The 12,987-nt window shown below is 61.5% G+C and carries 7 protein-coding genes; 4 read left to right on the top strand and 3 right to left on the bottom strand.

Annotated elements, in window-relative coordinates:
• Positions 1 to 329 precede the first annotated feature (329 nt).
• The 4 genes from rho to FJ404_03415 all read left to right on the top strand — a co-directional run bounded on the left by rho (position 330) and on the right by FJ404_03415 (position 9,167).
• Positions 330 to 1,835, top strand: coding sequence for a transcription termination factor Rho (gene rho, locus FJ404_03430; GenBank protein MBM3821936.1), 1,506 nt, complete (start codon positions 330 to 332; stop codon positions 1,833 to 1,835).
• Between the two features lie 319 nt (positions 1,836 to 2,154).
• The gene (locus FJ404_03425; protein ID MBM3821935.1) at positions 2,155 to 3,462 is read left to right on the top strand and encodes an MFS transporter; all 1,308 of its coding nucleotides are present in this window, start codon (positions 2,155 to 2,157) and stop codon (positions 3,460 to 3,462) included.
• 457 nt (positions 3,463 to 3,919) lie between these two features.
• Positions 3,920 to 7,693 carry a DUF1553 domain-containing protein gene (locus tag FJ404_03420; GenBank protein ID MBM3821934.1) on the top strand — a complete coding sequence of 1,258 codons (3,774 nt, stop codon included), beginning with the start codon at positions 3,920 to 3,922 and terminating at the stop codon, positions 7,691 to 7,693.
• An 88-nt stretch (positions 7,694 to 7,781) separates the two neighbouring features.
• Positions 7,782 to 9,167: a DUF1501 domain-containing protein gene (locus FJ404_03415; GenBank protein ID MBM3821933.1), complete on the top strand. Its 1,386-nt coding sequence runs from the start codon at positions 7,782 to 7,784 to the stop codon at positions 9,165 to 9,167.
• 299 nt (positions 9,168 to 9,466) lie between these two features.
• Here FJ404_03415 and FJ404_03410 read toward each other — a convergent pair whose 3' ends face one another.
• Genes FJ404_03410 through FJ404_03400 form a run of 3 tightly spaced genes read right to left on the bottom strand, consistent with a single transcriptional unit; the run spans position 9,467 to position 12,980 of the window.
• Positions 9,467 to 10,783, bottom strand: a complete 1,317-nt coding sequence (locus tag FJ404_03410) for a cell division protein FtsZ (GenBank protein MBM3821932.1) — start codon at positions 10,781 to 10,783, stop codon at positions 9,467 to 9,469.
• Between the two features lie 24 nt (positions 10,784 to 10,807).
• Complete coding sequence (gene ftsA, locus FJ404_03405) at positions 10,808 to 12,169, bottom strand: cell division protein FtsA (GenBank protein ID MBM3821931.1); 1,362 nt, start codon at positions 12,167 to 12,169, stop codon at positions 10,808 to 10,810.
• A complete protein-coding gene (locus FJ404_03400) occupies positions 12,018 to 12,980 on the bottom strand; it encodes an FtsQ-type POTRA domain-containing protein (protein MBM3821930.1) in 963 nt (320 codons plus the stop codon). Before FJ404_03400 ends, ftsA begins: the two co-directional genes overlap by 152 nt.
• Between the last annotated feature and the right edge of the window lie 7 nt (positions 12,981 to 12,987).

Here is a 12,987-nt window from a genome sequence, read left to right as displayed (position 1 = left end):
ACACTTGATCCTAAAAGATTATGCCCCGCGTCCCCCGCAAACCCGCCGCTGCCAAGCCGCGCGCCAAAGAGAAACCCGAGATCGAATCCACCGAACGGGAAGTCATTGAGGAATGGCGCCCGGGAATTGGCACCACCATCATCCCGGGATCCGCCTCCGAAAACCCCGCTTCATCCTCCCAACAAGATATCACTTTGGGAAGGCCATCGGCGAGCGATCCAACTCCCGAGCCACGCCCAGAACGTAGCGCACCCCCTCCCTCTCCCCCCCCCGCTGCTGAATCTCCCGTAACCCGCGAAAGCAACGAAGCCCGGCCCGAAGCCTCCGGAATGGCCCCGGAACGACCCCGGGAGCACAGGCCCCCACCCCATCCCCGTCAGGAGCACGGACAACCCGGACCCGGGAGGAATCAACCCCGGCGTTCCCAGCCATTCCAACCCCGGCACCCCAAACAGAATCAGCCTCAACACCGGCATCAACGGGGTGCCCCTCCGCGAGGACCCCGTCCCGGACGCGTTCCGACCGTTGAATTCCAGGAACCGGAAGAAGAAGAATTCAAAGTCTCGCCCGACGCTCCTCGCATCAACATCAGCGAGTTGCAGGCGATGACCATGACCGCCTTGAACCAAATGGCCAAGGACATGGGCATCGAAAACGTCGGCACCATGAAGAAGCACGAGGTGATCTTCCAAATGCTTCAGAAAAACGCCGAACGCGGCGGAGCCCTCTACGCCGAAGGAGTCCTGGAAATCCTCCAGGAGGGGTTCGGCTTCCTCCGGTCTCAAAGCTTCAATTACCTGCCCTGCCCTGAGGACATCTACGTTTCTCCCTCGCAAATCCGCCGCTTCGACCTGCAAACAGGTGATTTAATCTCCGGTCAAATCCGCCCGCCCAAGGAGAAGGAACGGTTCTTCGCCCTGCTCAAAGTCGAAACGGTGGATCACAAGGATCCCGACGTCGCCAAAGACAAAACCCATTTCGACAATCTCACCCCGCTCTTCCCCAATCGCCGGTTCATTCTCGAAACGGGCGCGGAGGAACTCTCCACGCGCGTTCTCGACTTGGTCTGTCCCATCGGCAAAGGCACCCGCGGCTTGATCGTCGCCCCGCCTCGCACGGGCAAAACCGTTCTGCTCCAGAAACTGGCCAACGCCATCATCAAGAACGACCCCCAGGTTTATCTCTTCATCCTCCTCATCGATGAGCGCCCCGAGGAAGTGACCGACATGGAGCGGACCTGCCGACCCGCCGAAGTCATCAGCTCCACCTTCGACGAACCCCCCGAGCGCCACGTGCAAGTGGCGGAAATGGTCATCGAAAAAGCACGCCGCATGGTCGAACACAATCGCGATGTGGTCATCCTGCTCGATTCCATCACACGGCTCGCCCGCGCCTACAACACCGTCCAGCCGCATTCCGGAAAAATCCTTTCCGGCGGCGTGGACGCCAACGCGCTGCACAAACCCAAGCGCTTTTTCGGCGCCGCGCGCAACATCGAGGAAGGCGGATCCCTCACCATCATGGCCACCGCCCTCGTCGACACGGGTTCGCGCATGGACGAAGTGATCTTTGAGGAATTCAAAGGCACCGGTAACATGGAAGTGCACCTCGACCGCCACTTGGTCGATCGCAGGATCTTCCCATCCATCAACATCGAGGTCTCCGGGACGCGGAAAGAAGAACTGCTCTATCATCCCGAGGAATACAACCGGGTCGTCATGCTCCGCCGCGCTCTCACCGGCGTCCCGCCCGTGGAGGCCATGGAACTCTTGTTAAACAAGCTCAAGAAGCACCGGACCAATATCGAATTCCTCCTCGGCATGAACATGGGCTGATCGGTCCCCGTCCCCCGGCCAAAGCAACTCCAGACCCGAGATTCTCAATCAACCCGCAAAAGGAAACGCCTCCAGACGGACGGGAACCTTCCTCCCACGTTCGGCAGTCTTGAGGAAACGGCACGAAGACCGAAAACCTTCAGCAACAATCCAGCGTCCTCATCCCGGGACTGGGGATTGAACCGGCCCGCAGGCCCATCGAGAATGTTCAACCTGAGGCGCATGCCATGAGCGAAGATGCTGCCAGGCAGGTGGCGTCGTCCCCACACGCTCGTCGGGCCCCTTCGGTCGGCCACTTCAGCGACGCCATGCTCGCGGCATGCGGCGTCATCGGTTCGGCGGACTTCTTCAACCCGGGAGCGCCGGAGCAGCTTGCCTCATCGGAATTCCCGCCCTGATGCAAACCTCGCTGAAAATCAAACTCTCCGCGTTCAACTTCCTCCAGTATTTCATCTGGGGATCCTGGTACGTCAGCATGGGCTCGTATCTGGCCACCGCGCTAAAGTTCAGCGGGCAGGAAATTGGCGCGGCCTACGGGGCGTTCGCGATCGGCTCGATGATCTCGCCGTTTTTCTTGGGGTTGATCGCCGATCGTTTCGTGGCGTCGGAAAAAATGCTTGCCGTCCTGGGCGTCTTGGGCGGCCTGGTCATGTGCGCACTGCCCAAGGCCGCGACCTTCGGTTCGTTCTATCCCGCACTGATCCTCTACTGCGCGCTTTACGCGCCCACGCTGGCGCTGGGCAATTCTCTGGCACTGCATCATCTGGCCGACGCGAAGACCGATTTCCCCCGCGTGAAACTTTTTTCCGCCGTCGGCTGGATTGCCGGCGGCCTCGCCTTGAGCGCGCTCAAGGGAGAGCAGACCACGATCCAGTGGTATCTGGGCGGCGGCGTTTCGATCCTCTTCGGATGGTTCGCGCTGACGCTGCCGCACACCCCGCCGCGCAAGACCGGCGCGAACGTGAGCGTCGGAGAACTGCTCGGCCTCGACGCGCTGGCCCTGCTCCGGAAACGCTCGTTCGCGATTTTCATCCTCTGCATGTTCCTGATCTGCGTTCCGCTCTACTTCTATTTCGTGATGATGGGCATCTATCTCACGGAGATGAAATGGGAGGGCATCGCGGGGAAAATGACACTGGCTCAGGTCTCCGACGTGATCTTCATGTTCCTGCTGCCCGTCATGCTGCACCGGCTGGGTTACAAGAAGACGATCTTTCTTGGCATTCTCGCCTGGGTCTTGCGCTACTTTTTCCTGGCGGGCAGCGTCCACGCCTCCGGACTCTCCTCGTCGCTCATTTTCGCGGCGATTCTGCTGCACGGGGTGTGTTACGACTTCTTATTCATCGCGGGACAGCTCTACGTGGACGACGAGGCCAACGAGCGCATCCGCGGGGCGTGCCAGGGATTCATCGCCTTCATCCTTTGGGGCGTGGGCGCCTTCGTCGGCACGATGCTTTCCGGCAAGGTGCTGGCCATGCATGGGATCACCGACGCCACCGGACAGGTCGTCGGTCACCACTGGAGAGAAATCTGGCTCACTCCCGCGTATCTCTCGGTCGGAGTGCTGGTGGTGTTCCTCCTCTTTTTCCGCGATCCCTCAAAGCAAGGAAACAAGAGTGTCCGGTGAAGGGAGGCCGGGGTCCTCCTTTCAACTTTTGGACGCACCCGGTGCATCCATAGATCATCAGTGATGCGCGCGGCGTTCAAGCCGCTTCAGGGCGTGTCTTCAACGGGGCAAGGCAAGTTCAACAGGCAAGGATGCTGTCAGGGCCAAGGCATCCACCCAGGGCGGGCCATGGAACGGGAGGAGATCGCCGCGGCAGGTTGGCGCGTGCGGAAGCGCCGTGAACGGCTCGCTCCGCCCCCTTGCAAATGCACCGGGACACACCCGGTGCATCCCGATGTTGCCGGTGATGCAGGTAGGGCGCGTCCGTCCCGGCGCGCCGCCGGAGCATGATGTTTTGCATCCAGTGGGCGGCGGGCACGGACAGGCCCGCCCTACCAACAACATCGGGATGCACGGGGACACACCTTCGATGAAAGGCCGGCCTTGACATCTCCTCCCGGCCTTCGAGGCTCGCGTCATGGTCATGATCGTGTCACTGCTGACCCTCCTGGCTCTCCAGGCCGCCGAGCCAAAGGATTCCCCAGTGCCACCCGCTTTTCATTGGGCATTCCGTCCCATCCAGCGGCCCCCGGTGCCCGCCGTGAAGGAGGATCGCTGGATCAAAACTCCCATCGACGCCTTCATCCTCGCTTCACTCGAAAAAAAGAACCTGTCCCCAGCCCCGCCTGCGGACCGGCGCACCCTTCTCCGCCGCGCCACCTACGACCTCATCGGGCTCCCGCCAACCCCGCAAGAAATCGATGCTTTTCTGGCCGATGACTCACCGGATGCTTTCGCCAAAAGAGTCGATCGGTTGCTCGCCTCGCCCGCTTACGGCGAACGATGGGGCCGTCATTGGCTGGATGTCGTCCGCTACGCTGATGCCCGAGACTTGATTCAACTGCCCGTGGAAAGCGATTTCCGAGAAGCGTGGCGTTATCGGGATTGGGTCGTCGACGCCCACAACCGAGATTTGCCTTATCCGGATTTCATCCGCCACCAAATCGCCGGGGATCTCCTCCAGCCAGCCGACCCGGAGCTCATGGACACTCAGGCGCTGATCGCGACCGGCATGCTGGCGATCGCGGATTTCGTTCCGGGTGATGTCGACAAGGAGCAGATGATCGCCGACTACGTCAACGACCAGATCGAGGTGGTGGGCCGAGCCTTCCTGGGGCTCACGCTCAGCTGCGCGCGCTGTCATGATCACAAGTTCGACCCCATCTCCATGGAAGACTACTACGCGCTGGCCGGCATTTTTTTTAGCACCCGGCTGATTCCCAGTCCCGTGCCCGGAAATACTCCGCTCGTTCGTGTTCCCCTCCTGCCCAGGGCCGAAGTCGAACGTATGGCTGACCGGAAAAAACGCGTGGCGGAGCTCGAGAAGCAAATTCAAAATCTCCAGCTCGAAACGGATTTGGAATTTGCCACCCGCCTCGATCGGATTGCCACGGAGCAAACCGCTCGCTATCTCCTCGCATGCTGGGAGTTTGTCAGCCGCAGCATTCACGCTCCCGATCGAGCTTTGACCGAGCTCGCCAGGGAGCACGGGCTGCACCCGAAAATCCTCACCCAGTGGCTCGATTACCTGGGCTTGAGAGACTATCGCGCGTTCACTTGGTTCTCCCGCGACGAGGGAGGATGGGCCGGGCTTCACCGCTGGAGCCATCGCCCGAACTCGACCCCCGCCATCCACGTCAGTCTTCGGAAGGAAACGGTTGAGCACCATGGGGCAAAGTTTCCCTCCCGCAGCGTTGCGCTCACGCCATCCCAATCGAGTGGAGCGGTCCTTCGTTGGACCAGCCCAACGAACATGACCGTGCGATGGACCGGCTCCGTCACCGATGCGACAAGCACCGCTCGCAAGGGTTTCGTCGTGTCGCTCGATTTGCGAGCGGCGTCCAGCCGGAAGGAACTGGCTTCGTTCCAGGTCGCAGCCGGTGGCAGCGCGAAGTTGGAGTCCGCTTTCAACCTTGGGCATCTCGCCGAAATCACCCTCCAGTCCGGAGACAGTCTCGATTTGGTGGTCTTGCCGCAGGCCACGGGAGCTCCGACAGCGCTGGTGGAATGGACGATCGAACAAACCCCGGCAGGGCGAGTCTGGAATCTGCGCCATGACGTGACCCAAACACCCGATCACGCTCCGCTGGAAATCTCGCACCGGGACCATCCGCAAGCGACAGGGTCGTGGAGCTTCCTGGAGACGGCAGACGTGCAGCGCCCGGGCCGTGAGCCTGGCCAGGGCTGGGAAGCACTCACCGCCTGGCAGCGCACCCTCACTCGGGCGGGCCAGGAGCCGATCGATCGATCGGGAGCCGAAGCCGCGGCGTTCGCCGTGGGAAGAGCCCTCGCCGCAGTTCAAAGAGATCGGCTCACGGGCCTCGAATCCTCCCGCACTCCTCGTCCATCCCATCGCCATTCCGAGTTGTTGAAACTCCAAGCCAGCGACGCGCACCCGACGAGTTCAGGCGAAGGCCGGGTCACGTGGTGGCCCAATCACAGTCGCTCTCCGGTGAAGTTTGCCGCCGTCGCCGCCCCTGCCCGAGGCCCGCTTAAGACGAACCTCAAAGTCGGCGGAAGGAGTCGCCCGGTCCTGCGTTTCACGGGCAACGAAGGGCTGGAAGCTCCTTTGACCGTTCCCCCTGCGGGCAGCCTGTTTGCAGTCTTTCGCATCGCTGACGCCTCCACTTCCGGACAGCGCCTGATCGGCTGGGAAGATTCCAGTTCCGGGAAGCATGGCATTGGCCTGATGCCCACGCCAGGGGGTGGCCTGCATGCGATTGTGCGAAAGCACGGCGCCCATGGCGATGTCATCAGTGATGCGAAAACGAATGCCGGCTTCGAAATCGCAAGTTTGTCCTGGGGCCCTCTTGGCACGACCCTGCATCGTCAAGGCTTGGATGCGGGGAAAAACAGTGCTGTGGACGGGGTTTCCTCAGATCCCGAGATCAAATCGTTGCGCATTGGCGGACCAGGCTCTGGCAACAGCGCCAAGTTTCGGGGCGATCTGGCAGAACTTCGCGTTTACAACCGGCCCCTCGACGAGCACGACCGGGCGGAGGTGGAGAAGGAGCTTTTCGATGCCTGGGTCGATCCCAACGGCCGGGGGCCGTCCCCGCCTGATCCCGTCGCCCGACTGGCCGACGAGTTGAGCTCTCCACAGGGTCCGTACTGGCTCGATGCGGGCGAGCGCGAGGCTTTGATGGAATCCGAGTCAGCGCGTCGGCTCGTGCAGGCACGCGAGCAACTCCACACGCTTCGGAAGTCCATTCCTGCCACCGTTCCACAAGCGGTCGTCGTTCAGGACGGCGGCCCCGTGGGCACGAAGCACGAGGGGTTCAGAGATGCCCCAATCTCACTTCGAGGGAATCCCAAGAACCCAGGCAAGGTCGTGCCTCGTGGCTTTCCGAAAGTTCTCTCGAATCACCCGCCACCGGTCATCACGGAAGGGAGCGGCCGCCTGCCCCTGGGGGAATGGATTGCCAGCACCCAAAACCCTCTCACGGCTCGCGTCGCGGTAAATCGAATCTGGCAGCATCATTTTGGGGAAGGCATCGTCCGCACCACGACCAACTTCGGCGAAAAAGGTGACCGTCCCTCCCATCCGGAACTCCTGGATCATCTCGCGGTGCGTTTCATGGAGTCCGGCTGGTCCATCAAAGCCATCCACCGCCTCATCATGCTCTCCTCCGTTTACCAACAAAGCAGCCGCGCCGCACCGGAAACCCTGGCAGCCGATCCGGAAAACCAACTCTGGGGCCGGATGCCACGCAGGCGCTTGGACGCGGAATCACTCCGGGACAGCCTGCTTTACGTCGCAAACCGGCTCCATTCCAGGCAGGGTGGCGAGGCTTTTCGGGATGAATTGCTCCCGCGGCGCACACTCTACATGATGTCCGTCCGAACGGGGACATCCTCGGGATTCGCTTCCGTCTTCGATGGGCCGGACTGTAGTGCGGTCGTGGAGAAGCGAGGTGACTCGATCGTCGCTCCCCAAGCTCTCTTTTTCCTCAACGATCCTTTCTCCCGGCAACAGGCGGAAGCACTGGCTCAGCGCATCCTGCTTGGGACCACGGCGACCGATGCCGAGACTCAAATCCGGGAGGCCTACCGCTTGACCCTGGGGCGGGCGCCAACGAGCGAGGAACTCGACATCGGCCGGGAACAACTCACGGGGACGAACCCGTCGGAACGTTTGGGGCGCTATTGCCAGCTCTTGCTCAGTGCGAATGAATTTGTTTTCATCGATTAGCTGTTTCACTCCTCATGCTTCATCGTCCAAGTGTATGAATGACCGTGGATGGTTCCACCCGCGCAGCACTCAGATCAACCGCCGCGAAATGCTGCGGCGCACGGGTGGTGGATTTGGCTATCTCGCTTTGGCCAGCCTGCTGAAGGAGGCAGGAACTTTCCGGAGTGCCGCGCTTGAGCCGAAACTGCCCGGCTCCTCAACTCATCCTCTCACCTCGAAAGCGCCCCATTTTTCGGCCCGCGCCAAACGGGTCATCTTCCTTTTCATGCCGGGAGGCCCCTCCCAGGTGGACACCTTCGATCCCAAGCCACGCCTGACCCGCGACCACGGCAAGCCATCGCCCGAACTCTACCTGGGAGAGCGACGAAATCTCCTGGCCTCTCCGTGGAAATTTCAACGGCATGGCCAGTCCGGAATCGAAGTCAGCGAATTGTTTCCCCATACGTCCCGATGTATCGATGACATTTGTGTCATCCGCTCCATGGTGGCCGACGACACGAACCATCCAGGCGGGTGCTTGCAGATGAACACCGGGGAACGCGTTTTCTCCCGGCCAAGCATGGGTGCCTGGGTCACCTATGGACTGGGGACCGAGAATCAGAACCTGCCGGGATTCATCGCGATCGGCCCCGGGCCGATCATCGAAGGGGCGCGCCAATACGGCGCGAGTTTTCTGCCCGCGTCCTACCAGGGCACGTTCGTCTCCGATCTGGACAACCCGATCCGGAATCTGAAGAACCCCAAGGCTGGCCTCGATCAGCAGCGGCAAGAGCTCGATGCCCTGCAACGACTCAATGCCCTGCACGCGGCCGACCGTCCCGAAGATCTCCGGCTCGCTTCGCGCACCGCTTCCTTCGAACTGGCGTATCGGATGCAATCCGAAGCGCCGGAAGCATTCGCGCTGACCAAGGAATCGGACGCCACCCGAAAACTCTACGGCATCGACCAACCCCACACATCCACCTTTGGGAAGCAGTGCTTGCTGGCCAGACGGCTCGTCGAGCGCGGCGTGCGCTTCGTCCAACTCTATCACACCACCGGAGGTTTCCAGCCATGGGATCAGCACGGGGACCTGAAGGGAGGTCACGAAAAAAATTCGGCCGCGACCGACCTGCCCATTGCCGGTTTGATCCGCGACCTGAAATCGCGCGGTCTTTTGGACGAAACCCTCGTCCTTTGGGGCGGAGAATTCGGACGCACGCCTGCCGCCCAGGGCACAGACGGACGTGATCATCATCCTTATGGCTTTAGCATGTGGTTGGCGGGCGGCGGAGTGAAAGGTGGCATGGCCTACGGCGCGACGGACGAGCTGGGATGGCATGCGGTGGAAAAGCCGGTCCACATCCATGACTTGCACGCGACCGTGCTGCATCTGCTCGGGCTGGATCACGAAAGGCTGACGTATCGTTACGCGGGCCGGGATTTCCGGTTGACGGACGTTTTCGGACACGTGGTGCGTGGAATTCTTGCCTGAACCTGGAAACGGCAATTCGGCAGCGTCGAGATGCGCAAAAGCTCGAGCGTCAAAGACCTGCCGGACTTTGAGCCGGATCCGCAGGGTGATCGATCGAAACTTGAGCAAGGACTTTGCCGCCGTGATCTTGCGATCGATCGATGCGGATCAATGGCCGTCTCCCGGGTGAAAGGGATTGAGTTTTCCAGAACCACGATGAGCTGGCCCTTCTCGGCGTGGGATGGGACTCGAAATGACGCGACGGACCGCTGGCCTGCGTCGCGGTCGGCCTCAGCCGTGGTGGGGGCTGGGGCGCAGCTTCAGTTGAGCGGGGTACCCCGCCTCACGTAGGTCGGGTAATCAAGATCCTCGCCGTCGCGAATGTTCGGGGCGCTTTTGTCAAACCGGCCCTTCGACACCACATCCAATGGCAGCAAGGCCTGCTCCATTTTCTTGCCCGGAATTTTGGACCGGCGATGCGGGGATTGCTTGGCAAACATCTGCTGTTTCTTCTCCTGCGAGATCGCGGGAGGAGGGGGCACCATCTTGCTTGGTGAGACCTTGTCCACAGCGATTGGCTTCATGAAACTCGTGTCCGCTTCCGTCGGCGGCAGCATCTCTGACGGAGGCGCCGGGATTTCCGCGGGCGTTTCCACCGGCTTCTTCGAAGCCAGGATCGTCACGGACACGCGGCCGGCAAAAGCGGGATGGATCGCAGCCCCCATGGTGACCATGGCTTCCGGCGATTGCCGTTGCACGTGCTCCATGATCCGGTTGACCTCGCCCAACTGAAGGTCTGCGCCTCCCACAATCGAGAGCAACAGCCGATCACACTGCGCCAAAGCGGCTCCGTGCTCCAGGTAGGGGCTGGCCAACAGTTGGTGAACGGCATCGAGAGCGCGGTTCGATCCCGCCGCCCCCTCAGTCGCGACAACCGTCTCGGAGTGACGCCCACCCAGCACCGCGCGAAGATCCGCGAAATCGATGTTGACCATGCCTCGCATCGCCAGCATCTGCCAGACTCCTCGCAACCCCTGGGTCAGCACTTCATTGATGCGCGCGAAAGAATCGGGAAGATTGAGATGATCCTCCAATTGGCCGAACAACCTCTGATTCGGAAGTGAAATAACCGCATCCGCTTGCGATTGAACCTCGCGCAGGCCATGCAACGCCTGGCGCCGGCGGCCCGGCCCTTCAAAGTCCCACGGCAGCGTCGTGATCGCCAAGACCAGAGCTCCGCACTCCTTGGCAATCCTCGCCACGACCGGCGCGGCACCCGTGCCGGTTCCCCCTCCCAAACCCGCCAACACAAACACAACGTCCGCCCCCTCGCAAATCTCCTTGAACGCGGGGGTGTCGAGCTCCGCGCAGGCTCGTCCTTTTTCAGAGTCTCCGCCCGCCCCCAACCCTCGCACGAGGCGCGCTCCCAACTGAATCTTGTTCGCCACCAAGTTCGATCGTAACGCTTGAATGTCCGTGTTGGCCGCGAAAAACTCCACGCCTTCCAGTCCGGCACGCGTCATGTGCTCGGCAAAATTACAGCCGGCTCCACCCAGGCCGATCACGCGGATCCGCACCGGCAAGAATACCGTTTCCATCCCGTTGCCGTTGGCGGGCGTCTCAGGGTCAGGGTTCATGGGTTTGATCACAGAAAATGAGTCTCAGGCGCGGCCGAAAACAAATCGCTTCAAGCGGCCCTTCACACGTTCGGCCCATGCGGGACGCGGCCCCATCCGGAAGGCGCCGAACTTCAACAAGCCCAGCGGCGTGGCAAACTCCGCCTGCTGCAGGTTCGACGGCAGCCCTTCCAGCGTCGAGGGCCGGCCCCGGTAAACATTCATCCGGAAAATGCGGGCCGCCAGAGTGTCCAACCCCGGCACTCTCGAAGCGCCGCCGGTCAACACCACCCCGCCGCGCAGGTAATCCATGACCCCGGTGGACGACAAATCCTGCTCGATCAATTCCAGGGTCTCCTCGAGCCGCATGGACATGATCCGTGCCAGATGCTCGAGATTGACCGAACGCGGCGGCAAGCCCACGTCGCTTGGCAGTTCCAGCATGCCACTGTGGGTCGAAGGATCGACGAAGGCGCAGCCGTGATCGATCTTCAACTGCTCGGCCCGGCCCAAGGGAACCTTCAAACCATACGCCAGGTCATTGGAAACATGATCCCCCCCCACCGCGAGCACGCCGCTGTGCTTGATGATGCCTTTCGAATAGGCCACGTATTCGGAGCAGCCGGCGCCTAAATCAAGAACCAGCGTGCCCAGCTCTTTTTGTTCGTGAGTCAACACGGACAGACTCGAGGCGATGCCATTGAAAACCACGTCCTCCACCTCGAATTGCAGCCCCTTCACCAAATGAATCGCGCTTTGAATGCGGTTGTAGTTCCCGTGAAAAATATGGACGTCGGCCTCGACCGCGTTCGCCACCATGCCCGCGGGATTGACGATGCCGCTTTGCCCATTGACGGTGAAATGCTGCCGCACGATATGCACCACCGAATTCTCATGGGGCAAGCTGATGATCTTGGCATTCTTGATGACTTCCTGAACATCCTCCTCCGTGATCACACGGCCCTCCGACACGATCGGATGGGTCGCGTGACTGTTGAGCCCCACCATGTGATTGCCGGTCACACCGAGGAAAAGGCTCGTGATCTCCACGTCAGCACTGGTCTCGGCCTCGACGATCGCCTCGCGGATATCTTCGGCCGCGGCGGATGAATCGACAATTTCACCCTTGCGCACGCCCCGCGATTTGGACTGCCCCACGCCGAGGACGCGCACCGATCCGTCCCCGGACACCTCGCCGACCGTGACACAGACTTTGGATGTGCCGGTCTCCAGGCCGGCCACAATGGATGATGTCCTACGCATTTTTCTTACGAGCGCGGGGCGGTTTGACGGATTTGCGAGGCACGGAAGGCGCCAGGCTCGCCTCGATCCACACCGCCGGGTTGTTGTTGGTGATCGACAAATCGAGCGAGGCCACGGCCTTGCCCGAGGCGAAGGCCCGGTCATGAATCAGTTTCCACCGGCGCAATTGGTCGGCAATCTGAAGGGGCGAAAGCGTGATCGAGGCACCCTGAGAGGTCCTGACCACGAAGACCTCGGGCGGCGAAAGATCCAGACTGGCCAGGTCGGCCGCCCCGACCAGTTCCGAGCGGCTGAACTGATCCACCAGATCCAGGGCCGACCGCAGCTTCGGGGAATCAATGGGCGTGCCCTGACGCAACTGATCTGCCGTCAAACCCAGGATCACCGTCAGATTCTCCATCGTCCCTTCCGCCTCCGCCGCCGCGGCGCCAAAGTCGCGCGGATGAACGGGCACGCCGTTTGGATCGACCATGAACTTGACCAGTTCGATTCCGTTCGTTGTGCGGCCCGCCACATGAATCTGCGCCACGGCTTCACGCTCGATGACCTCGATGAAGAGGGTCCGCGGCATCCCTCGCCGCACCAGCGCAGATTCGATGGAAGGCACCAGTTCCAAATTGCGGCGAACCTTCCGCATGTCGAGGGCCAGCAAATTCTCCCCCAAATCCACGCCCGCCCAGCGCCGGATTTGATCGTCCGACACCAGTCCTCCCCGGTTTGTCACCACGATGGTGTCGATGGCCAGGGAGGGATTCCGGTAAATGAAGCGGTTCAGAGCCCAGGCCCCGCACCACCAGGCAATGAACCCGGCCGCCACGCCTCCGAACACGAGGGTCAGAATTCTCGCCGCCACCCGTACCCGGCCCACTCGCGCGGCGTCATGCCGCAACCGCACATCGAGCACCAACTCGCGGTTGCACTTCCGATTTTGAGCCGATTTTCGAAACCACATCACGCGTTCC

This window comes from Verrucomicrobiota bacterium (assembly GCA_016871495.1).
Taxonomy (GTDB): Bacteria; Verrucomicrobiota; Verrucomicrobiia; order Limisphaerales; family VHDF01; genus VHDF01.
This window is presented reverse-complemented; position numbering and strand designations above follow the sequence as displayed.